At 32.7% G+C, this 23,851-nt stretch carries 25 protein-coding genes; 14 read left to right on the plus strand and 11 right to left on the minus strand.

The genetic code is table 11. From position 1 onward, the window contains the following. Window positions 1-31: 31 nt before the first annotated feature. The 9 genes from NBRC110019_RS13915 (at window position 32) to NBRC110019_RS13955 (ending at window position 11,396) form a co-directional block, all read left to right on the plus strand. A complete protein-coding gene (locus NBRC110019_RS13915) occupies window positions 32-478 on the plus strand; it encodes a Fur family transcriptional regulator (protein ID WP_281755837.1) in 447 nt (148 codons plus the stop codon). Window positions 479-497: 19 nt separating this feature from the next. After that, window positions 498-1,769 (plus strand): adenylosuccinate synthase, encoded by a 1,272-nt coding sequence (locus NBRC110019_RS13920; RefSeq protein ID WP_281755839.1) that lies wholly within the window; start codon window positions 498-500, stop codon window positions 1,767-1,769. 157 nt (window positions 1,770-1,926) lie between these two features. Next, window positions 1,927-3,711, plus strand: coding sequence for an OstA-like protein (locus NBRC110019_RS13925; protein ID WP_281755841.1), 1,785 nt, complete (start codon window positions 1,927-1,929; stop codon window positions 3,709-3,711). 208 nt (window positions 3,712-3,919) lie between these two features. Then, window positions 3,920-5,098: an aspartate aminotransferase family protein gene (locus tag NBRC110019_RS13930; protein WP_281755843.1), complete on the plus strand. Its 1,179-nt coding sequence runs from the start codon at window positions 3,920-3,922 to the stop codon at window positions 5,096-5,098. Between the two features lie 101 nt (window positions 5,099-5,199). Continuing rightward, window positions 5,200-6,600 carry a tetratricopeptide repeat protein gene (locus tag NBRC110019_RS13935; RefSeq protein ID WP_281755845.1) on the plus strand — a complete coding sequence of 467 codons (1,401 nt, stop codon included), beginning with the start codon at window positions 5,200-5,202 and terminating at the stop codon, window positions 6,598-6,600. Window positions 6,601-6,640: 40 nt separating this feature from the next. Beyond that, complete coding sequence (locus tag NBRC110019_RS13940) at window positions 6,641-7,564, plus strand: polyprenyl-phosphate transporter (protein WP_281755847.1); 924 nt, start codon at window positions 6,641-6,643, stop codon at window positions 7,562-7,564. Next, window positions 7,565-8,587, plus strand: coding sequence for a DUF368 domain-containing protein (locus NBRC110019_RS13945; protein ID WP_281755849.1), 1,023 nt, complete (start codon window positions 7,565-7,567; stop codon window positions 8,585-8,587). It abuts the gene before it with no gap. After that, window positions 8,559-9,329: a shikimate dehydrogenase family protein gene (locus NBRC110019_RS13950; protein WP_281755851.1), complete on the plus strand. Its 771-nt coding sequence runs from the start codon at window positions 8,559-8,561 to the stop codon at window positions 9,327-9,329. Before NBRC110019_RS13945 ends, NBRC110019_RS13950 begins: the two co-directional genes overlap by 29 nt. A 105-nt stretch (window positions 9,330-9,434) precedes the next feature. Then, entirely contained in the window at window positions 9,435-11,396 is a 1,962-nt protein-coding gene (locus NBRC110019_RS13955) for a DUF349 domain-containing protein (protein WP_281755853.1), read from the plus strand. Between the two features lie 75 nt (window positions 11,397-11,471). On the opposite strand, the gene yajC is transcribed toward NBRC110019_RS13955, so the two are convergent. From yajC to nusB, 3 genes are read right to left on the minus strand one after another with little or no spacing between them, the layout of a single operon-like run. Then, entirely contained in the window at window positions 11,472-11,759 is a 288-nt protein-coding gene (yajC, locus tag NBRC110019_RS13960; protein WP_281755855.1) for a preprotein translocase subunit YajC, read from the minus strand. Between the two features lie 27 nt (window positions 11,760-11,786). Further along, entirely contained in the window at window positions 11,787-12,257 is a 471-nt protein-coding gene (locus NBRC110019_RS13965) for a DUF1573 domain-containing protein (RefSeq protein WP_281755858.1), read from the minus strand. 42 nt (window positions 12,258-12,299) lie between these two features. Then, window positions 12,300-13,247 (minus strand): transcription antitermination factor NusB, encoded by a 948-nt coding sequence (gene nusB / locus NBRC110019_RS13970; protein WP_281755860.1) that lies wholly within the window; start codon window positions 13,245-13,247, stop codon window positions 12,300-12,302. A 199-nt stretch (window positions 13,248-13,446) separates the two neighbouring features. Between nusB and NBRC110019_RS13975 the strand changes: the two genes are divergently transcribed. Together NBRC110019_RS13975 and NBRC110019_RS13980 are read left to right on the plus strand one after the other, a co-directional pair. Then, window positions 13,447-15,204, plus strand: a complete 1,758-nt coding sequence (locus tag NBRC110019_RS13975; RefSeq protein WP_281755862.1) for an ABC transporter ATP-binding protein — start codon at window positions 13,447-13,449, stop codon at window positions 15,202-15,204. A 73-nt stretch (window positions 15,205-15,277) separates the two neighbouring features. Continuing rightward, window positions 15,278-15,652: a PUR family DNA/RNA-binding protein gene (locus NBRC110019_RS13980; protein WP_281755864.1), complete on the plus strand. Its 375-nt coding sequence runs from the start codon at window positions 15,278-15,280 to the stop codon at window positions 15,650-15,652. Between the two features lie 95 nt (window positions 15,653-15,747). Here NBRC110019_RS13980 and NBRC110019_RS13985 read toward each other — a convergent pair whose 3' ends face one another. Both NBRC110019_RS13985 and NBRC110019_RS13990 read right to left on the minus strand, forming a co-directional pair. Next, window positions 15,748-16,098 carry a tRNA-binding protein gene (locus tag NBRC110019_RS13985; protein ID WP_281755866.1) on the minus strand — a complete coding sequence of 117 codons (351 nt, stop codon included), beginning with the start codon at window positions 16,096-16,098 and terminating at the stop codon, window positions 15,748-15,750. 195 nt (window positions 16,099-16,293) lie between these two features. Next, window positions 16,294-16,752, minus strand: coding sequence for an Mpo1 family 2-hydroxy fatty acid dioxygenase (locus NBRC110019_RS13990; RefSeq protein ID WP_281755868.1), 459 nt, complete (start codon window positions 16,750-16,752; stop codon window positions 16,294-16,296). 91 nt (window positions 16,753-16,843) lie between these two features. Here NBRC110019_RS13990 and NBRC110019_RS13995 point away from each other — a divergent pair, with 91 nt between their 5' ends. Together NBRC110019_RS13995 and NBRC110019_RS14000 are read left to right on the plus strand one after the other, a co-directional pair. Next, on the plus strand, window positions 16,844-17,401 hold the full coding sequence (locus NBRC110019_RS13995) for a thioredoxin family protein (protein WP_281755870.1): 558 nt from the start codon (window positions 16,844-16,846) through the stop codon (window positions 17,399-17,401). A 76-nt stretch (window positions 17,402-17,477) separates the two neighbouring features. Next, window positions 17,478-18,119 carry a peroxiredoxin gene (locus tag NBRC110019_RS14000; RefSeq protein WP_281755872.1) on the plus strand — a complete coding sequence of 214 codons (642 nt, stop codon included), beginning with the start codon at window positions 17,478-17,480 and terminating at the stop codon, window positions 18,117-18,119. Window positions 18,120-18,659: 540 nt separating this feature from the next. Here NBRC110019_RS14000 and NBRC110019_RS14005 read toward each other — a convergent pair. The 3 genes from NBRC110019_RS14005 to NBRC110019_RS14015 form a co-directional block, all read right to left on the minus strand. Then, window positions 18,660-19,028, minus strand: a complete 369-nt coding sequence (locus NBRC110019_RS14005; protein WP_281755874.1) for a hypothetical protein — start codon at window positions 19,026-19,028, stop codon at window positions 18,660-18,662. A 76-nt stretch (window positions 19,029-19,104) separates the two neighbouring features. Continuing rightward, window positions 19,105-19,647 carry a YfiT family bacillithiol transferase gene (locus NBRC110019_RS14010; protein ID WP_281755876.1) on the minus strand — a complete coding sequence of 181 codons (543 nt, stop codon included), beginning with the start codon at window positions 19,645-19,647 and terminating at the stop codon, window positions 19,105-19,107. Window positions 19,648-19,717: 70 nt separating this feature from the next. Continuing rightward, window positions 19,718-20,650: a peptidylprolyl isomerase gene (locus tag NBRC110019_RS14015; protein ID WP_281755878.1), complete on the minus strand. Its 933-nt coding sequence runs from the start codon at window positions 20,648-20,650 to the stop codon at window positions 19,718-19,720. A gap of 187 nt (window positions 20,651-20,837) precedes the next feature. Here NBRC110019_RS14015 and lpdA point away from each other — a divergent pair, with 187 nt between their 5' ends. Continuing rightward, window positions 20,838-22,229, plus strand: coding sequence for a dihydrolipoyl dehydrogenase (gene lpdA, locus NBRC110019_RS14020; RefSeq protein WP_281755880.1), 1,392 nt, complete (start codon window positions 20,838-20,840; stop codon window positions 22,227-22,229). A gap of 81 nt (window positions 22,230-22,310) precedes the next feature. Here lpdA and NBRC110019_RS14025 read toward each other — a convergent pair whose 3' ends face one another. The 3 genes from NBRC110019_RS14025 to NBRC110019_RS14035 all read right to left on the minus strand — a co-directional run bounded on the left by NBRC110019_RS14025 (window position 22,311) and on the right by NBRC110019_RS14035 (window position 23,734). Then, window positions 22,311-22,841 (minus strand): porin family protein, encoded by a 531-nt coding sequence (locus tag NBRC110019_RS14025; RefSeq protein ID WP_281755882.1) that lies wholly within the window; start codon window positions 22,839-22,841, stop codon window positions 22,311-22,313. Window positions 22,842-22,854: 13 nt separating this feature from the next. After that, window positions 22,855-23,274, minus strand: coding sequence for a type II 3-dehydroquinate dehydratase (gene aroQ / locus NBRC110019_RS14030; RefSeq protein ID WP_281755884.1), 420 nt, complete (start codon window positions 23,272-23,274; stop codon window positions 22,855-22,857). Between the two features lie 295 nt (window positions 23,275-23,569). Next, window positions 23,570-23,734, minus strand: coding sequence for a hypothetical protein (locus tag NBRC110019_RS14035; protein WP_281755885.1), 165 nt, complete (start codon window positions 23,732-23,734; stop codon window positions 23,570-23,572). Window positions 23,735-23,851: the final 117 nt, after the last annotated feature.

Consider the following 23,851-nt stretch of genomic DNA (forward strand, 5'->3'; position numbering starts at 1 on the left):
TTTTTGTCGTTTGGAATTTGATGCGTGTATCATGGTAAATGAAAAAAATCAAGAGATTGTAAAAAACGTATTTACAAAGTTTTTAGAAGAAAAGGGGCATCGTAAAACTCCTGAGCGTTATGCAATTCTTCAGGAAATATACGATAGTGAAGAACATTTTGATATAGAGTCTCTTTATATTAAAATGAAAAATAAAAATTACCGTGTTAGTAGAGCTACGCTATATAATACCATAGAGCTACTTTTAGAATGTAACTTGGTACGCAAACATCAGTTTGGGCAAAATCAGGCACATTACGAGAAATCTTATTTCGACAAGCAGCACGATCACGTGATTCTTACCGATACAGGAGAGGTAATGGAGTTTTGTGACCCTCGTATACAAAGCATTAAACAAACTATAGAAGAAGTATTTAATATTAAAATACACAATCATTCATTATACTTCTATGGTACCAAAGAAAACAAAACAGAATAACATATTTTAATAAAACAAAATGGCAGTAGACTTACTACTTGGACTTCAATGGGGAGATGAAGGTAAAGGTAAAATTGTAGACGTTTTAACTAAAAACTATAACATTATAGCCCGTTTTCAAGGAGGTCCTAATGCAGGACATACATTGGAATTTGATGGTATAAAACATGTATTAAGAACTATTCCTTCCGGTATATTTCACGAAGAATCTATTAATGTAATAGGTAACGGCGTGGTTATTGATCCAGTAGTGTTTATTGGCGAGCTAGAAGGTTTAAAAAAGTTTAATATAGATATTAAAAAGAAATTAATCCTTTCTAGAAAAGCTCACTTAATATTACCAACGCACCGTTTATTAGATGCCGCTTCTGAAGCTTCTAAAGGTAAAGCTAAAATTGGTTCTACTCTTAAAGGTATTGGCCCTACATATATGGATAAAACTGGACGTAACGGGTTACGTGTAGGAGACTTAGAACTAGACGATTTTAAAGATCGTTACAGAGCACTTGCTGATAAGCATGAAGAAATGATTAGCTTTTATAAAGTTGACATTCAATATAATCTTGAGGAACTTGAAGAAGAATTCTTTGCTGCAATAAAAGCTTTAAAAGAGCTTACTTTTATTGATAGTGAAGAGTTTTTAAATAAATCGCTTAAAGAAAATAAAACAATTTTAGCAGAAGGGGCTCAAGGATCTTTATTGGATATTGACTTTGGTACATATCCGTTTGTTACCTCTTCTAACACTACCGCTGCTGGTGCTTGTACTGGTTTAGGGGTTGCTCCTAATAAAATAGGAGAAGTTTTTGGTATTTTCAAAGCATATACTACACGTGTTGGTAGTGGCCCATTCCCTACAGAGCTTTTTGATGAAGTAGGTGAAAAAATGGCTAAAATTGGTAACGAGTTTGGTGCAGTAACAGGTAGACCAAGACGTTGCGGATGGTTAGACTTAATTGCTTTAAAATATGCCGTTCAGGTTAACGGAGTTACTCAGTTAATGATGATGAAGAGTGATGTTTTAAGTGGTTTTGAAACATTAAACGTATGTACTGCTTATGAATACAAAGGAGAAACTATAGATCACTTACCTTATAACATTGAGGAAGAAAATGTGACCCCTATCTATACTGAATTAAAAGGTTGGAATGCAGATTTAACTAAAATGACTTCTGCTGACCAATTACCTAAAGAACTAACAGATTACATTGAATTTTTAGAAAAAGAACTTGAGGTTCCTATTAAGATAGTTTCTGTTGGTCCGGATAGAACACAAACCATTCACAGATAGTCTGTTTATAGTCTAGTATATAAAGACTATTTAAAAAGTAGCGTTTATTAAAACTCAAATCTACTTTTTAAATAGTCTTTTTTATTTCTATTCGTCTACTGGCATATTTCTTGTAAAGGAAAAATTGTACTTTTGAACAAAATTATTATTTAATTTCATGAACTTAAAAACCTGTTTTTCTTTACTACTGTTGTGCATTACCTTCTTTACGCTAACCGCACAAGAACAAAAAAAGAAAATAGAAATAGTAGACGGACGTAATTTTCACAAGGACGAAGAAAAGTTTCCGGGTGCATCTATATTTAATGGCGATACCAAACAAGTACGATTTAAGCATGAAGGAATAGATGTTTGGTGTGATATTGCCGTGTATTTCCAAAAAGAAAACTTCATTCAGGCTTCGGGTAATGTATATCTGCAACAGGGTGATTCTATTAAAATGAATTGCGATTACATTGAATACGATGGTAACACCAAACTAGCCGTTGCAGAAGAAAATGTGGTTTTGCGAAGTAAAGAAATGAAATTAGAAACCGAAAAATTATATTTCAACAGAGCTTTGCAGCAATGCTACTACAACAATTTTGCTACCGTTACAGACCCAGAAAATGTACTTACCAGCATTAGCGGAAAGTATTTTATTGAAACTGAAAAATTTCAGTTCAATAAAAATGTACATATCGTAAATAAAGACTTTGTACTAGACTCTGATGAATTAGACTACTACGAACGAAGTAAACACGCTTACTTATATGGCCCATCTACCGTTAACGGAGAAGACTATGTTTTTTATTGTGAAAGAGGTTTTTATAACACAGCAACCGAAAAAGGTTATGGAGTTAAAAACACGCGTATAGATTATGACGACCGTATTATTAATGGTGATAGTGTATACTTTAATAAGCTACAGGAGTATGCGGCGGCTACCAATAATATTAAAATTATAGACACTATAAATAAAGGGGTGGTTAAAGGTCATTACGGAGAAGTTTGGAAAGCAAAAGACTCCATGTTTGTAACCAAAAAAGCGGTAGCTATTAATGTGGTAGAAAACGACTCAGTATATATTCATGGTGATACTTTAATGCTTACTGGTAAAGAAAACGAACGTATTATTAGAGCCTTTAAAAATGCTAAATTCTACAAAACAGATCTTTCAGGTAAGTGCGACTCTATTCATTCTAGTCAGGTAACTGGTATAACACAATTAATACGAATTATTCCGCCCAAAATACCTGAACGTGATTTTTACAAATACAATCCCGTATTATGGAATGGTGGCAATCAAATGACGGGTGATAGTATTCATTTAGTATCTAATTTAAAAACCGAAAAATTAGACTCTTTAAAGGTTATGAACAATGCCTTTATTATTGAAAAAGATACCCTTGGTGATGGTTATAATCAGGTTAAAGGTAAAAACCTCTATGGCTTGTTCAATGACAAAAATGAGATGTATCAAATAAACATCATTCAGAATACAGAATCACTTTATTATGCCTATGACGAAACTGAGTTTGTTGGTATAGACAAATCTATTTGTAGCAGAATAGAAATAGAAATGCAAGATAATGCCATTACTTCTATCACTAACATGATTAAGACAGAGTCTACCATTAATAGAGAGGAAGACTTACCGAAAAATGCACGTAAGCTTCCCGGTTTTTATTGGCGTGGAGATGAACGAATTTACACCAAAGATGATATTTTTGATGAAAATGATTTAAATGTTGAATTGGTGAAAATTAGAGGCATTGATGATCCGATTAGCATTGATATGGAGGAAATGGGCAGAACCTCTACCCCTAATGAAGGGGAAATACCAGAATATGAAACAACTGAACCAACCCAGAAGGACTTAATCAACAAAGATAAAGCTCCTACTCTGCTAACCCCATCAGCCCCCAATAACAAGATGAAAAATCTAAAACCTCAACATTAAATTGAGGAAATAACTTAGAACAACATAGTTCGTAACGAAAAACCTTTGAGTAAACTACTTAGAGACAAGTTTCAGAACATGTAACCTCGATTATCGAGTGAACTACTTCGGGGCAAGCCCACGAAGCATTTAGTAAAGCATTGCATTTCTACTTCGAGACAAGTCTCGGAGCATTTAATCTCAATTATTAAGTAAATCTTTGTAAAGAATGAAAGATGACTTTTTAAAATATCAGGCACAGACTTCTCCACATCCTTTGTTTATGGAAGTTTCACACGCCAAAGGAAGTTATATATATGATGTTGATGGAAAAGCACACTTAGATTTTGTGGCAGGAGTATCTGCATGTACTTTAGGGCATTGTCACCCAAAAGTTATGAATGCTATAAAAGAGCAAACTGAAAAATACATGCACGTAATGGTCTATGGAGAGTTTGCACAATCACCAGCAGTGGAATTCTCTAAACTAATAGCCAAACAATTACCAGAATCATTAAATTGTACGTACTTGGTTAATTCAGGTACAGAAGCAGTAGAAGGTTCTTTAAAGCTAGTAAAACGTATAACTGGCAGAACGCAATTAATAGCTGCTAATAATGCATATCATGGCAATACTCAAGGGTCTATGAGTGTTATGGGCAACGAAAATCGAAAGCAAGCCTTTAGACCTTTATTACCTGATATTGATTTTATTGAGTTTAATAACGAAGATGATTTACTAAAAATAACAGAAAAAACTGCCGGAGTATTATTAGAGACTATTCAAGGTAGTGCCGGATTTGTACCTCCGCAAAACGACTATTTAAAAAAGGTAAAACAACGTTGTGAAGAAGTTGGAGCGTTATTAATATTAGATGAAATACAACCAGGATTTGGTAGAACAGGTACCCTATTTGGTTTTCAACAATTTAATGTTGTACCAGACATTTTAGCAATTGGAAAAGGTATGGGCGGAGGCATGCCAGTGGGAGCTTTCATTGCCTCTTACGAGCATATGCAAAAACTAACAAATGCTCCTAAATTAGGGCACATTACCACCTTTGGAGGTCATCCGGTAATTGCTGCTGCTAGTTTAGCTACTTTAAAAGAAGTACTGGAAAGTAATTTGATGGCAGAAGCCTTAAGAAAAGAAGCCTTATTTAGAGAATTACTTCAACACCCGCTAATAGAGTCGGTGCGAGGTAAAGGACTTATGCTAGCTATAATGGTAAAAAATGCCGATGTAGCCAACCATGTAATACTTAAGTGTTTTAATAAAGGACTTATCTTATTTTGGTTAATGTTTGAACCAAAAGCGGTACGAATTACACCACCGCTAACCATTTCAGATGAAGAAATAAAAGAAGGCTGTAATTACATTTTAGAGGCTTTAAACAGCTTTAACTAATAGTTGTTAACTAAATTGTTGATAATATAACAACATTTTAGTCAAAGTTTAATTTTCATATAGTAAATTTAATAACGTAGAAATCAAAAAAAGCTTCGCCTATGCAGTTTAGTTCAAATGAAGATTATAATTTGCCTTTGGCTAAATTTGAATCGATGCTAAAAACGAATAATGTTTTTTTCTTCGATTCAACCGATTTTGAACAGATCACTACTCACTATTTAGATGAGGGAAAAGTAACTAAAGCTAAGAAAGCTATACAGTTAGGATTAGAACAACATCCTACTTCGCCTGAATTAAAATTGCTTCAAATTGAAATATTAATTTTCGAAAACAAGCTCGATCTTGCGGAAAGACTTCTTAATGAGGTACAGGAACTGCAACCGGGTAATGAAGAAATTTATATTCAAAGAGCTAATATTTTAAGTAAACAAGATAAGCACTTACAGGCTATTGCAATGCTTAAAAAAGCACTTGCCATTGACAATGAAATGTCGGGAGATATCTATTCTATGATTGGCATGGAATATTTATTTATTGACAATTACAGTGAGGCAAAAAATTTCTTTATAAAATCATTAAAAGAAGATTATTTAGATTATGCCTCTTTATACAACTTAGTGTATTGTTTTGAATACCTTGAAGAGTATAGTGGTTGTATTTATTTTTTAAATGACTACTTGGAATTAAATCCGTATTGCGAGGTTGCATGGCATCAACTAGGAAAACAATATTGGAACAAGAAAATGTTTAAAGAAGCACTATCTGCTTATGATTTTGCCATTATATCAGATGACTCTTTTATAGGCGCTTATCTTGAAAAAGGAAAAGTTTTAGAAAAACTTAAGCGTTATAATGAGGCCATCGAAAACTACGAATACACATTAGAGCTAGATGATCCTACCTCATTTGCGTATTTAAGAATTGGAAAATGTCATGAAAAGTTAGGTAATTATGAACTTGCCAGACAATTCTATTATAAAACCGTACATGAAGATCCTTTATTAGATAAAGGTTGGATTGCTATTACAGATTTCTATTATAGAAATAATAATTTTCAAAAAGCTTTATACTACATAAATAAAGCCATTAGTATTGATGAGGAAAATGTACTGTATTGGAAAAGAAGTGCTGAAATCAATAAGCAATTAAGTTTATATGAAGAAGCAGATATTGCTTACCAAAAAACAGTAGAATTAGGTAATTATGAACTTGAAACCTGGGTTTCTTGGGCTGATATACTTACCCATTTAGGAGAATACAACTCGGCTATTATTACATTACTTCAAGGATTAGAATTTCACCCTGAAAGTAGTGAATTGGAATACCGTTTAGCTTCTCTATACTACTTAGAACACGACGATATTAAAGGACAATATCATCTTTTAAATGCGCTAAGACATAATTATGAAGGTTATGAATACATCTCTAAATTATTCCCTTCTATTTATTGTAGACCAAGTGTTAAGAATTTTATAACAAACTTTAAAAAGGCTTCCTGAAAAAAAATTCTATTTTTGCCGAACCGATTAAAATTTAATCATGCAAAGATCATTTTTAGGTTACCTTGTTGTTACCCTTAAAGGCATAGCCATGGGGGCAGCAGATATTGTTCCAGGAGTTTCCGGAGGAACTATAGCGTTTATTTCTGGAATTTATGAAGAACTCATAAATTCTATTAATAATATTAATTTCGATTTATTAAAAACCCTACGAAAAGAAGGTATTGCTGCAGCCTGGAAACAAGCAAACGCAAATTTCTTAGTGGCCTTAGTGGCAGGAATAGGTATTAGCGTTATTTCCTTATCTAAGGGTATTGGGTGGTTATTAGTAAACCAACCTATTTTATTATGGTCTTTCTTCTTCGGACTCGTATTGGCTAGTATTTATTTTGTAGGAAAGCAAGTCACTAAATGGAATTTAGTGGTTATTATAGCCTTAATTATTTTTGCTTTAATAGCATTTTATATTACCTCTTTACCTCCACTAAGTAAAACAGACAGTCTGTTATTTTTATTCTTTGCAGGTTCACTAGCCATATGCGCTATGATATTGCCGGGAGTCTCAGGAGCCTTTATTTTAGTTTTATTGGGTGCCTATAAAACGATTCTTGACGCAATAGATAACAGAGACTTTAAAACTATAGCAACTGTAGGCTTAGGTGCTATTTTTGGGCTACTAGCCTTCTCAAGATTACTTAAATGGTTATTTAATCATCATAGAGATTTAATTTTAGCTATTCTTACTGGTTTTATCTTGGGATCGTTAAATAAAATATGGCCATGGAAAAAAGTCTTAGAAACTGCCATTATCCATGAAAAAGAAGTTATCTTAAGAGAAAAAAGTATTTTGCCTACTTCTTTTGATGGAGACCCGCAATTACTTTTAGCTATACTATTAATGGTAGTAGGTTTTCTAACCATTATAATTTTAGAAAGGATAGCCTCTACCTCTAACAAAGAGTAAATGTATTACAAAGAACGCACTTTTAGAGACAAGTTTTTTCTTGTGACAAAAGGGCTTGCTATGGGCGCAGCCAATAAAGTCCCTGGAGTTTCTGGAGGAGTGGTTGCTTTTGTGGCCGGATTTTATGAAGAATTCATTTATAGTTTACAGAAGATAAACGGTAAGGCTTTTAAACTTTTAATTAACGGACGTTTTACTAGTTTGTATAAATATATTAACGGACGCTTTTTGGCATTACTTATTTTTGGTATGCTAGTGAGCTACTTTAGTATTTCAAAAATTCTTGATTACTTTATTGCTAAAAAAGAACTGTATGTTTGGGCAGCGTTCTTTGGAATGATTGTAGGCTCTATCTACTATATTGCAAAAGATTTTCATTACTGGAATCGCAAAACAATCATATCATTTCTTACCGGACTTGCAGTTGGTATTTCAATTAGTTTTTTAAGCCCTGCCAAAGAAAATGACAATCTATTTTTTGTATTCTTTTGTGGAATGATAAGTGTTTCAGGAATGACCCTCCCTGGGCTTTCTGGTTCTTTTATTCTCATACTACTTGGTAATTATGTATTACTTCTAGTAGATTCCGTTAATGCGCTGTACGATACTATTGGTGACCTATTTAAAGGGGATTTTAGTTTTGTTTCAGATCCGGAAAGAATAAGAATACTAGAAATATTAGGTATCTTTACTTTAGGATCTACTATAGGACTTGTTACCTTATCTCATTTACTTAATTATGTTTTAAAGCATTTTAAACATATTAGCACGGCTGTTATTATTGGATTTATCTCTGGTTCTTTAGGAGTTGTGTGGCCTTGGAAAACTGCTATATACAAAACAGATGTGCAAGGAAACTTCCTCAATGACTCCAACGGAGTAAAAATTATACAAAACTATAAGCGTTATATACCCGATTTTACTAACTTAGATACCTGGATAGCATTTATTTTTATAATTATTGGCATTGCCATTATATTAATATTGGACTGGTATGGAAAACGAACTAGAAAAAAAGTATAAGCATCTTTTTGGTTTATTAGGACAAAATATAGATTACTCTTTCTCTAGAGGGTATTTTAATCGCAAATTTGAAAACGAAAATCGAACTGATTTTTTCTATACAAATTTTGATATTCCAGAAATATCTCAATTTCCTGATATTTTAAAAACCCATAAAAACATTACCGGATTTAATGTTACCATTCCGTACAAAGAAAGCGTTATACCTTACTTGGATGATTTAGATGCTACCGCAAAAGCTATTGGTGCCGTGAATACTATTCAGGTTAAAGATGGGAAGCTAATAGGCTACAATACTGACTATTACGGTTTTTTAAAAGCTATTCAGCCATTACTAACTAAAAATCATACAAAAGCACTTATTTTAGGTACAGGAGGTGCTTCTAAAGCAGTTGCTTATGTAATGAGCTTGCTTAAAATTAAATATAAATTTGTATCTAGAAGTCCTAAACTAAAACAATTTGCCTACACAGACCTCAATAAAGAAATCATTCAGCATTATAAAGTTATCATTAACACAACCCCTGTAGGTACATTTCCCAACATAGAGGATAAACCTAGTATTTCTTACAATCATATTACCAACGAACACTTATTGTTCGATCTAATATACAACCCTGAAAAAACAACATTTTTACAGCTAGGAGAAAAAAAAGGAGCTACCATTGCTAATGGTTCACAAATGCTTTCAGGGCAAGCAGAAAAAGCTTGGGAAATATGGGGTGAAGCAAACAATTTCTGAGAATAGTAAAAAAAGTACGTAATTTTTATATTTTTTTTGTCATACTAATTTGTTGTTAGTATCTTTCATGCATACAACTATTACTCAATTTAAAACATTGCGCAAATGTTAGAAGAAAAAGACGATAACCTGCAAAACGCAGACGGACAAGAACCGATTCGTAATGAAGAAACCGTTAACGAATCTACTACAGAAGCTACTGAAGCCAATTCTACGGATCAGGAAGAAGTAGTAAACACACCCGAAAGCGAGGATGTCCACAGAGAAATTGATGACTCAAATGCAGAGGACGCAGAAGATGATGATAACCTTCAGCGACATTCTATTCCTATGGCCGATTACCATGCTATGAGCATGACTAATTTGGTAGACGAATTTGAACAGCTACTTAAAGATCATAAAGTACAGGCTATAAAAGAACATGTTGATCATATTAAGAGTGAATTCGATCTTAAATACGGTCAACTTCTTGAAGAGAAAAAAGAAGACTTTATTGATAAAGGAGGGAACGAAATTGACTTTAGTTACCACGTTCCTGAGAAGTCAAAGTTAAATAGTCTGTATAATGAGTACAAAGAGAGACGTAACAGCTATTATAAAAATATAGAACTTACCTTAAAAGGCAATCTTGAAAAAAGATTGGTAATTATAGAAGAGCTTAAAAGTCTTATAAATGTTGAAGAGAACATTAATATAACCTACAAGCACTTTAAAGATTTACAAGAGCAATGGCGTAATGCCGGACCCGTACCTAGAGCTAACTATACCGATGTTTGGAGAAACTATCAGTTTCATACAGAAATGTTTTATGATTTCTTAGATCTTAACAGAGACCTTAGAGACTTAGACTTTAAACATAATTTAGAAGAAAAAGTAAAACTTATTGAAAAAGCGGAAGAGCTTTCTGAAGAAAAAGACATTAATAAAGCTTTTAGAGAGTTACAACTTTTACATAAAGTTTGGAAAGAAGATATTGGTCCTGTAGAAAGAGAACAACGTGAAGCTATCTGGGAGCGTTTTAGTAATGCCACTAAGATAATTCACGACAGAAGACAGGAATATTACCAAAACATAGAAAAAGCATACGAACAAAACCTTGTTCGTAAACAAGAAATCATTAAGGCTATTGAAGAAATAGCTGCATCTAAGGTTACTTCACACAACCAATGGCAAAAGCTTATTAAAGAAATTGAAAAGCTAAGAGAAGACTTCTTTAGTGCTGGTAAAGTGCCTGCAAAGGTAAACGAAGAAACATGGAGTGATTTTAAAGAGTCGGTTAGAACTTTTAACCGCAATAAAAATGCTTTTTATAAGAACCTAAAAAAGGAACAACAAGACAACCTTAATAAAAAGCTTGAATTGGTGGCTATAGCAGATGCTAATAAAGGCAATGAGGATTTTGAAGTTACTACTCCTTTAATGAAAAAAATTCAGGAGGATTGGAAACATATTGGTCATGTTCCTAGAAAGCACTCCGATAAAGTATGGAAAGACTTTAAGGCAGCGTGCAACCATTACTTTAATCGCTTACACTCTGAACGTAATGCAGCTCAGAAGGTAGAGTTTGAAGCTCTAGATCAGAAAAAAGAATTTTTGGATAATTTAAAAGATTATCAATTATCTGGCGACAGCAAGAAAGATCTTACCGATATTAAGAAGTTTATTGCTGACTGGAAAGTTATTGGAAGAGTTCCTTTTAATAAACGTAACATAGAAAGTAAGTTTAATAAAATTATAGATGCCTTATTTAAAAAGCTTGATATGGACAAGCAACAAGCTGAGCTTATTAAATACGGCAACAAACTAGATCATTTAGCAAGCGACGAAAATAGCGGAAGACAACTTCAAAACGAGCACACTTTTATAAGAAGAAAAATTGATGAAGTAAAAGCTGAAATCCGTCAGTTAGAAAACAATATGCAATTTTTTACCAATGTAGATGAAAGCAACCCATTAGTAAGAGACGTTATTAAGAACATTAATAATCATAAAGAATCATTAGCCATTTGGCAAGAAAAGCTTAAAAAGATAAACTCGATGGCCGAAGATGAAAATGAACAAGAATAGAAACTATTCAAAATAAGAAACAAAAAAACCGACTATAAACAAGTCGGTTTTTTTGTTTCTAGAAAATAGAAAAAACTATTTCTTTTTCTTATCCTCTGTAGCAGGAGCGTTTAATTTACTACTCATTTCCATAGAAATAGCAGATCTTTCAAATTTAATCTTACCCGATAAAGTTTCAATAACACATGAAGCATCAGCCATCTGAACTATTTTTCCGTGCATACCACTTTTAGTAATTACTTTATCACCTACTTTTAAAGCTTGCGCAAATTTCTTTTCCTGTTTTTGTCTTCTAAATTGTGGGATTATCATAAAAACGACAAGCACAACCATTAAAAGCAACATCATATAACCTTGTTGCATCTCTCTATAATCTTAATTAATTAATTATTATTTTACAGCTGTAGTTGCTGCTTCAGGTACTTCAACAAAAGCTTTGATAGAAACACGTTCTACTCCTTTTTCTGTATTAGCATTAATAGTTATCGTTTTTGAAACCTGACCTTTACCACTACCATTATAAGTTACTTTAATTTCACCCTCTTTACCTGGTTGAATAGCTTCTGTTGGTTTTTCAGGAATTGTACATCCACAAGAACTTTTTACTTTAGATACAATTAAAGGCACATCACCTGTGTTAGTAAACTTAAAGGTATGCGTTTGCTTTTCATTCTTTTGTATGTGACCAAAGTCAAATACTTTTTCTTCAAATTTCATTACTGGAAACCTATTAGCATTAGCATCTCTTTCAGCTGCTGCTTCAACATTTTCAGCTTTCACTTTATCAACTGCCTTTTCTTCGCAAGAGGTAAAACCAATTGCTAAAACCATAGAGCAAACTAGTAATATACTTTTTTTCATACTTAAAAATATTTATTTTGATGTTAAATGTACTAATTAAATTTAGAGTAGTCCTCTTCCAACCTTATTTAATTGTTTAGACTGCTCAAAATCCTTAACTACTTTATCTAAAATTCCGTTTATAAATATACTACTTTTAGGAGTAGAATACTCTTTTGCTACCTCAAGATACTCATTTATAGATACCTTAACCGGAATAGATGGAAATTTTAAGAACTCACAAATTGCCATTTTTAATAAAATATTATCCACATCAGCAATTCTATCAGTATCCCAATTAGGCGTTTTTCCGTTGATTTGCTCCTGTAATTTCTCATCGTTTAGTACCGTCTTTTTAAGTAAGTCTACACCAAAATTTTTATCATCCTCGTCTTTAAATAATCTTGGTAAAAAATAAGATTGAGGATGCTCGTTGTTTTTTAATTTACGTAAAAATTTAAGAAATATTGTATTCACAGCAGGTAAATCATCTATCCATGTAAGTTTATGATCTTCAATATATTCATATAACTTTTCGTTAGGAGCTATAATTTCTTTATAAACATCTATAATAAATTGTTTATCCTCTTTAAAAGTAGATACCTTTTCTTTCATATAATCTTTATAAAGCTCACTGTTTAAAATATCTTTATAAATAATTTTCACATACTCATCATCAAGATACCAATTATTAAGTTTACGCTCTTCAATAGCATCTTGAAGTAACTCGTTATTTACCAACATGGTAAGCACTTCATTATACACAAACTTCTTATTCGGATTTTTATCTTCGGCGGTTGCCAAGTACTTCTTCTGAGACATGTCCAATTGCGAAGCCGCCATTTTTTGTATCTCTACCATTAAATTAATTAAAGTAAGGTAAAGCGAATACATGTTATCCATGCTAGTTAAAAGAAACCTCTCTTCCTTCTCTAAATTAATCTGATTAGATTGTGCTAATGCATAAAGCGATTGCATAACCTTTACTCTGATGTGTCTTCGTGTTAACATATAAGTAAGAACTTTAGATATTATAATTGAAAGAAATTTTCTTTCGCGGCAAAAATAATATATATTTTAAATTAGGACGTAAAATTCCTATTAATTTATACCTATCTATTTTATTAACCTAACTTTCTGTTTTGATAAACTCATAAACCCCTATATTTGCTCAGGATAAAATGCTTATTCCGAATAAGAAAAATTGTAAATGAAAGAATTAAAACATCTAAATAAATACTTCTTACAATATAAATATAAGCTTCTTTTAGGGTTAGTAATTACTATTATAGCGCGTGTTTTCTCTTTAGTAATGCCCCCTTACGTTAGAAAAACATTTAATGTAATAAAAGAAAGCTTTGATAATGATGTTCCTTCATCTGAATTCATGGGAACACTTATACAGTATATTGCTATTATAATAGGTTCAAGTATACTATCTGCTTTATTTACCTTTTTAATGAGACAAACCATCATTAATGTTTCACGCTATATAGAGTTTGATCTTAAAAACGAAATCTTTCAACAATACGAAAAGTTATCACTTAATTTTTATAAAAAAAATAGAACAGGTGATTTAATGAACCGTATTAGTGAAGATGTTGGTAAAGTAAGAATGTATGCCGGACCCGCTATTATGTACAGCATACAAACACTAACGTTGTTTGTTTGTATTATTCCTCTAATGCTATACTCTTCACCTATTTTAACACTATACACCATTATTCCGCTACCATTTTTATCGGTAATGATTTATTACATAAGCAAAGCCATACATAAAAGAACTACTGTTGTGCAAGAGTTTTTATCAGAGCTTTCTACATTTTCTCAGGAAACATTTTCAGGAGTTAGCGTTATTAAAGCGTATGGTATAGAAAACAGAATTAATGATAAAATAGAAGAATTGGCGCAAGAAGGAACTAATAAAAGTATGAATCTTACCAAAATACAAGCTTGGTTTTTCCCATTAATGCTATTTCTTATTGGTATAAGCACCATAGTTGTTATTTATGTAGGCGGTATGCTTTATATAGAAGGCAAAATAGAGAGCGTAGGAGTTATTGCCGAGTTTATTATTTATGTACAGATGCTTACTTGGCCTGTTGCAACCGTTGGTTGGGTTAGTTCTATAGTGCAGCAGGCAGCTGCCTCGCAAAAAAGAATTAACGAATTTTTACATGAAATACCAAGTGTACAAAACCATAAAACCTCCCCTACTACTGTTAAAGGTACCATTACATTTTCTAATGTATCTCTAACCTATGAAGATACTAACATTAAAGCATTAGATAATGTTTCTTTTGAAGTAAAAAAAGGAGAAACATTAGCTATTATAGGTAAAACCGGATCGGGTAAATCTACTATTCTTGATCTTATTGGTCGTATGTATGACACCTCTGAAGGAACCATTTTTATAGACAACACCCCTATTAAAGAGGTAAACTTAACCGATTTAAGAAAGGCCATTGGTGCCGTACCACAAGATGCCTTTCTATTTTCAGATAGTATTAAAAACAATATAAAATTTGGTAACTGCAATGCTACCGATGAAGAAGTAATTGAAGCTGCAAAACGAGCTTCAGTGCATAAGAATATTAATAAATTTAGCAAAAAATACGATACTGTTTTAGGCGAGAGAGGGATTACTTTAAGTGGCGGACAAAAACAACGTATTTCTATTGCAAGGGCCTTGATTAAGAATGCTCAGATTTATTTATTTGATGATTGTTTATCGGCTGTTGATACCGAGACAGAAGAGAAAATTCTAAGCAATTTATTAGAAATAGCCAATGAAACCACTACCATTATTGTAAGTCACCGTATCTCATCTGCAAAAAATGCGGATAAAATAATGGTCTTAGACAATGGAAAAATAGTACAACAAGGCACTCATAATCAACTTATAAAAACTGAGGGGTACTATAAAGAACTATATGTAAATCAACTTCACGAAAAAGAAAGTCATTAATTGTTTGCTATATTATGATTTTTTTCACATTTTTGAACAAAATACTATTCAACTAAACAAGTTAGAGGGAATTATGAATGACAAAGACTTACTAGAGAAAGATGAGATTTTCTCAAAAGTACTTAGAGCCGGTAGAAGAACTTATTTCTTTGATGTTAGAGCTACCAAAGCCGGAGATTATTATTTAACTGTTACTGAAAGCAAGAAATTCACTCACGATGATGGTTCTTTCCATTACAAGAAGCACAAAATTTATCTTTACAAAGAAGATTTTACAGCTTTTAAAGAAATCTTGTCTGAAATGACAGATTTTGTAATTAATGAAAAAGGAGAAGAAGTGATTTCTGAGCGTCATCAAAAAGATTTTAAAAAGGAATCTTTTTATGAAACAGAAGAAGCTTCTAACGGTACTGAGAAGTTTACAGATATAAGCTTCGAAGATATTTAATAGTATTTTCTTTATTATAGAAAATTACTCGTAAGAGATTTTAGTTTTAATTACATATAATAACAGCCATACAAAATTGTATGGCTGTTATTATTTTAGGATATAAATAAACCATTGTGCACAGCACTATCTGGTTTTATAAGTGTAATTTCTCCATCATCAGCTACTGCTCCAAGCAATAAGCACTGACTCATAAAATTAGCAATTTGTTTCTCAGGAAAATTTATTACCGCCACTACTTGCTTTCCTGGTAAATCTTCCTTTTTATATTTTTTAGTTATTTGAGCAGAGGTTTTCCTAACACCAATAGTATCCCCAAAATCAATCCATAATTGATAGGCTGGTTTTCTAGCTTCAGGAAAATCTTTTACTTCTAAAATTGTACCCACCGCCATTTTTACTTTAGAAAAATTGTCCCATGTTAAATCATTAGTTTCTTTATTCATTATGCACTTTTAGTTTATACATTATTTCATGAGACAAGCTTTCAATATATGCCTCATATGCGTTTACTAAAATACGTTTTTTCTTGAAACAGTTTCAAGAACATATAGTAAAGAACTATCAATGAACTTGTACAACCTTTTACTTTTTAAACTTCAATCGTAGAAGACAATATTTCATATTGTAGTTTCATTTTTTTAATTAAACATCTTGTGCATCACCCATGCGGGACCTATTAATAAAAATTGAATATCCTTTAAAAAAGACGGCTTCTTCCCTTCTATTTTATGCCCATAAAATTGACCTACCCATGCCACAGCAAAAATGGCTAAGGAAACATAAAAAAGTGGTAATATCATACCTAAATAATAATTAGCTACTAAACATACCACCGAAAAGAAAAGCATTTTTAAAGCAGTAGCAATAGACAAAAACACATAAAACAACATTACAAACAGAATGGCAATTGCTGCCCAGTTAATTAACAACGGCGACAACGTTGGAGCTATATTCCCTAAAAAACCAACCGGAATGGATAATAACATACCCACAATTGAAAAATAGATGGCCGGTACGCATATAAAGTGAATTTGTATATTAGTTTCGTTCTGGTGACTTACTGAATATTCATCAAACCATTGTTTTATTGTTTTCATTTTACTGCTTAATTTTACATTGAATTTACAATTTATAAAAAAACATTTTATCCTAAGTAAATATTATTTACTCTTAATACAATTATAAATTATGGCAAGAACACCCAGCAATATGCTTCCGTTAGGAACCATGGCCCCAAATTTTAGCTTACCCGATACTATTACCAGCAATACATTATCTCTTCATACGATAAAAGGCAACACAGCCACAGTACTTATGTTTATATGTAACCACTGCCCTTTTGTAATACATGTAAACCAAGAACTGGTAGCCCTTGCCAAAGATTATACCGACAAGGGGATTTCTTTTGCTGCTATCTCTAGCAACGATGTAGAAAATTACCCAGATGACTCCCCTGAGCTAATGAAGTCAACCGCAATTGAAGAGGGCTACACCTTCCCATACTTATACGACGAAACCCAAGAAGTAGCAAAAGCATATGATGCTGCTTGTACCCCAGACTTCTATATTTTTAATAAAGCCCTAAAACTTGTATACAGAGGTCAGTTAGATGACTCTAGACCCAGTAATGGCATCTCGGTTACCGGAAGTGACATAAGAGCTGCATTAGATGCTATTTTAAACGATACTGCTATACCCGAAAAGCAAAAGCCAAGTATAGGTTGTAACATCAAATGGAAAAATTAACGCAATTTTAGGGCTTACATTATTTATAACTCTATATAATCTACTAATTTTGTAGAATACTAAAATTAAAAAAATTATGGCTACAATTAGATTAGGAGATGCAGCGCCCAATTTTACGGCACTAACTACAGAAGGAGAAATTAATTTTTATGATTACCTAGGTGACGGATGGGGGGTATTATTCTCTCACCCTTCAGATTATACCCCGGTTTGTACTACAGAATTAGGCACTGTGGCAAAGTACAAAGATGAGTTTGAAAAAAGGAATACTAAAGTATTAGCCTTAAGTGTTGATGGATTGGAATCTCACAAAGGTTGGATAAATGACATTAACGAAACTCAAAACACTACGGTTAACTTCCCTATTATTGCCGATGAAGATAAAAAAGTATCTGAATTATATGATATGATTCACCCGAATGCAGACGCTACCTTTACCGTACGTTCTGTATACATTATAGGGCCCGATAAAAAGATTAAACTAATTATCACCTACCCTGCTTCTACAGGTAGAAACTTTGATGAATTATTGAGAGTAATTGACTCATTACAGCTTACTGCTTACCATAAAGTAGCTACACCTGCCAACTGGAAACATGGTGAGGAGGTAGTAATTAGTCCGGCCGTGTCTAATGAGGATGCTAAAAATATTTTTACCAAAGGTTTTAAAGAGGTAAAACCTTACCTACGTTTAACACCTCAACCTAATTTAAATTAAACAACATTTATCTTTAGGTTGATTATAACTACTTTATATTGCAAAATATAAAAACCCCAGTATATTTTATTTGTACTGGGGTTTTGTTTTATTTAAAAGCTAAGATAATTTTAGGTGTTATTTCTAAGTAATTCTATAGGCTAATCTAACCCTTCCATTTATCTCGCATCAATAACTTTATTTTCACTGAATACATAGGTAGAATTATAACTTTAATAACTTGTAAAGGATCAATATGCCAAAAACGTCCTATTGCAGGGGCATTCATACGATATCTAAACTCATACAAATTCAATACTAAATCATAATTTCTTTCTTGACCTTGGTATTTAAACTTCCCACCAACGTTAACTACCTTTACATCATTATACCCACAATGACTTAAGCCAAAAGAGAATAGTCTTTATTTTCTTCAAAAAGCGTTCTTGGTATAAATGTACTGTACTCTTTAAAAACTTTTCTTATCATTAAATTTAAACCTATTAGATAAAGTAATAGAACTCTACGAATGCCCCCTATGACAAGCTTAAAAAGATAAAGCTATCTTATCAAACAATTACCCTTAATCTGACAACAATAATGATCTGTATTCATACCTTGATTACTATATTTTTCTAAAGAATTAAATGATTTTATAGGTCTACTAATGGTAAATTTACTATGAACCTTATTTTTTACAAGTTTAACTTTAATTGTATCTCCTTTAGATAAAGTTCTAACGCACTTTTCAATATCCATTTGACCTTTATTTGTCTCAAAAACATATACTTTTTCAGATGCTACTTCTTGAAGAATAAAAACATATGTATAATCATTATCATCAACAATATCTTTAACTACATATTGTTGGCTTTTCTTAGAAGCTCCTATAAAAAGCAAGAGTATTACTATAAAATATTTAATCATCATAAATTGGTATTATTTATAGACTACTATTTCTCCATCCTTACTATTAGGTTCTCCTTAAGCTGAGCTAAGTTTTAAATTATCTCCACCCCATACGTAATATCAAGTTATTTATATGGGCATAATGATGTTCTCCATGCCAAGCATACATCAACGTACTTCTTTTTAAATCCATCACCCTTTTGGTCTCCGGATGTATAAATACCTTCTTTAACGCTTCTGCATTCAGTGACTTTAATAAATGCACCCAACGTTTATGCAAGGCATCTAACAACTGTAAAGAAACATTTATATCCATTCCATAATCATATAGATTAGCCCATCTGTCTTCATAATAAGCCTTAATTGTAGGCATATCTTCTGTTAAAGCCCATTTATAACGTATATAAGAATTGGCATGGCTATCGGCCAAATGATGTACAACCTGTTTTACTGTCCAACCCTCTGGGCGGTATGGTGTATCTAATTGTTCAGAAGAAAATCCGTTAACAAGCAGTCTTAATTTTTCGGGTAACAACGCTATACTTTTTACAGCTTCTTCAAACTGATTATCTGTTACCTCCATAGGCCATTCAAAATCACCTAATGGATATTTTAATGTATGTAGTTCCTCTGGTGTCATATAAACTTAAAGGTATAAAAAAAGCCCCTATAAAGGGGCTTTATATCGTACGTAATTTCTATTTACAAATTTATTTAACGTTTACCAACTCTACATCAAAAAGTAGTGTAGCATTTGGAGGAATAACTCCACCTGCACCTCTAGCACCATATGCTAAATGAGATGGAATAACAAAACGAGCCTTATCTCCTACTTCTAATAAAGCAATACCTTCATCCCATCCACTAATTACTTGTCCTACTCCTAAAGTAAAATCAATGGGTTGTTTTCTTTTGTATGAAGAATCAAAAACACCACCATCTAAAAACATTCCTTTATAGTGTACAGAAACCGTCTTACCCTTCTCTGCTTTTACTCCATCACCTTTTTGAATAATTTTATAACGTAAACCGCTTTCGGTTTTATCAAATCCAGCAGCAACTTTTTCTAAAGCCTCTTCTGCTTGTTTTTGAGCCTCAGCAATTCTTTTTTCTCTTTCTCCCTCAAACGATCTGAAAGCTTCAATAGCATTCCATTTTTCGGCCTCTTCTCCTACTCTAACAATCTCTAAGGTTTCAATTGTATCCCCTTGTTGAATAGCATCTACAACATCTTGCCCTTCTTCAACAAAACCAAAAACAGTGTGTTTACCATCTAACCAATCTGTTTTTACATGCGTAATAAAGAACTGAGAACCATTGGTTCCAGGACCAGCATTAGCCATAGATAATACACCAGGACCAACGTGCTTTAAATCTGAATGAAACTCATCATCAAACTGATACCCTGGGCCACCAGAGCCAGATCCTTCAGGACATCCACCCTGAATCATAAAATCAGCGATTACTCGGTGAAAAGTTAATCCGTCATAATAAGGTTGCCCTTGTGGTTTTACATCGTTTTCTAAATTCCCTTCAGCTAGTCCAACAAAGTTCCCAACTGTACCAGGAGTTTTATCATGAGTAAGTTTTACTAAAATAGCTCCTTTTGAAGTATTAAATTTTGCGTAAATACCGTTTTCCATTATTATTCTTTTAAATGAGGGGCAAAGATAATAAATGTTTGCTGCTTACATAACATTACCAAAGGCTTTTGTTTTATAACCACTATCTGTACTATTGAATAAGGAAATCGCTGCCTTTAAACCACGTCTTTTTAAAATGAAATGATTACCTTTGTACCCACTTTATAAGACATTTAAATTATAACATATGAGTAAGTACGATGTTATCGTTTTAGGGAGCGGTCCAGGTGGATATGTTACCGCTATACGCGCTTCGCAATTAGGTTTTAAAACCGCTGTAATTGAAAAAGAAAACCTTGGTGGTGTATGCCTTAACTGGGGATGTATACCAACCAAAGCATTATTAAAAAGTGCTCAGGTATTTGAATATTTAAAACATGCTTCTGACTACGGTTTAACAGTAGGAGAATTTGATAAAGATTTTGACGCTGTTGTAAAAAGAAGTAGAGGGGTTGCAGAAGGAATGAGCAAAGGTGTTCAGTTCTTAATGAAGAAAAACAAAATTGATGTTATCGATGGCTTCGGAAAATTACAACCTGGTAAAAAGGTGCTTGTAACTTCTACAGATGGTAGCACAACTGAATATAGTGCAGATAACATTATTATTGCTACAGGAGCTCGTTCTAGAGTATTACCGAATTTGCCACAAGATGGTAAAAAAGTAATCGGATACCGTGAAGCAATGACCTTGCCTGAACAACCTAAGAAAATGATTGTTGTAGGTAGTGGTGCTATTGGTATTGAGTTTGCTTATTTCTATAATTCTATGGGAACAGAAGTTACTGTTGTAGAATATTTACCAAATATTGTTCCTGTTGAAGATGAAGACGTTTCTAAACAATTAGAGCGTAGCTTTAAAAAATTAGGAATTAAAGTAATGACTTCTGCAGAAGTTACTACTATAGATACATCAGGAGATGGAGTTAAAGCTACTGTTAAAACAGCCAAAGGCGAACAAGTTTTAGAGGCTGATATTATTCTTTCTGCGGTTGGTATTAAAACAAATATTGAAGGTATTGGTTTAGAAGATGTAGGTATTGCTACCGACAGAGATAAAATTTTAGTAAATGACTATTACCAAACAAATATCCCTGGATATTATGCTATTGGTGATGTAGTACCAGGACCTGCACTTGCGCACGTAGCATCTGCCGAGGGTATTCTTTGTGTTGAAAAATTGAAAGGAATGCATGTAGAACCGTTAGATTATGGTAACATTCCTGGATGTACTTATTGTACTCCTGAAATTGCTTCTGTTGGTCTAACTGAGAAAAAAGCTATTGAAGCAGGATACGAAATTAAAGTTGGTAAATTCCCATTTACGGCTTCTGGTAAAGCAAAAGCTGGAGGAAACGCTGACGGTTTTGTAAAAGTAATTTTTGATGCTAAATACGGTGAATGGTTAGGATGCCACATGATTGGTGCTGGTGTTACCGATATGATTGCAGAAGCAGTTGTTGCTAGAAAATTAGAAACGACAGGACACGAAGTATTAAAAGCAGTTCACCCCCACCCAACTATGAGTGAAGCGGTAATGGAAGCTGTTGCTGCTGCATATGATGAAGTGATTCACATCTAAGAAATTCAGATTTTAGTTATATAAAAAAGCCTTATCCTTTTTATTGGATAAGGCTTTTTATTTATGTTTCGGATATTATTTTTAAAGAAAATTATGCCCTACAGAGAATTGAAAAACGGCGTTTTTAGCTTCTGAATCCATTACATCAGATAATCCAAAATTATAACGTGCCTGAACAAAGAACGATAATATTCTTGCCTCTACACCTACAGCCCCACTAAGATCAAAATCTTTTAAACTATCTGTTTCAAGAGCATCAAAATTATCACTAATAACATAACCAAACTGAGGCCCTACCATAAAACTAACATTTTTTACCATATAGAACTTAGCTAAAAGGGGTACATTTATATAATCTATATCAAAATCAATGTCCTCTAATTTAGCTCCTTGTGTAGAATACATTATTTCTGGTTGAATAGAAAAGTTATCATTTAAACCTAATTCACCAGTAACACCAATATGGTAACCTGTTTTGTCTTCAAGTCCGTCTAAGCCATCACCCGTAAGGCTAGCAAAGTTAACACCGGCTTTAATCCCTACATGTTTAGTTTGTGCATATCCACCAATAAAAATAAGTGTCAATAAAATAAATAACAGCGATTTTTTCATAATTTATATTTAATTAATTTATAAAAGATTGTATAGCCAAATTGTACCCTTTGATTCCAAATCCTACAATTATGCCGCTAGCATTAGGCGATATATAAGAATGCTGTCTAAACTCCTCTCTTGAAAAGGTATTAGAAATATGAACCTCTATCACCGGAGTTACAATTGCCTTAATAGCATCATATAATGCTACAGACGTATGCGAATAAGCCCCAGCATTTAATACGACTCCATCATAATTAAAACCTACTTCATGGAGTTTATTTAGCAACTCTCCTTCTACATTACTCTGATAATATTCTAACGCAACATCCTGAAACTTATTTTTTAATTCTTCAAAATATGCTTCAAAAGTACTACTACCGTAAATACATGGTTCGCGTTTACCTAATAAATTTAAGTTAGGCCCATTAATTATTATAATCTTCTTCATAGAGTAAATATAACAAAATGTAGCCACAAAAAAACCCAGAACTATTGTTCTGGGCTCTTTATATTAATTAAAACTAAATTCTAAACCAACATTAATTGTGCTAAAAGTATAACCATCATCACTAATACCTGTATAAGATACATTTGCTCCTAATAAATCAGAAAATGTATATCCTACTTTTGGTCTGTAGTAAACACCACAATAAGTTCCATCAGATAATCCGATTGAGTAACCTACATCAGCGCCAAGACACCTATAACTTTCAAAAATATTTTATAGAAAGAGATACAACAAACTAAACAAAATCACCTATTCTATAAACCAGTGTTAATCCATTCATAACCTCTCCATACTCTTTTCCCAAAGTTTTCATCGCTTCTTTGGTTTCGCAAAAGATTAAACTATTGCTTATACGATCGATCATATTGAGCTTTATACCCAATACTAAAAGAGGTTCCATCTTTTATATCTCGTAAAAGCAATCCCATATTTACAAAAAAAAGAAAAAGCCCTAAAGAAATAATCTTCAGGGCTTTTAAATAATTTATATATAATACCTTATCTCTTTAGCGAGAAG

It is taken from the genome of Neptunitalea chrysea, assembly GCF_027924145.1.
GTDB lineage: Bacteria > Bacteroidota > Bacteroidia > Flavobacteriales > Flavobacteriaceae > Neptunitalea > Neptunitalea chrysea.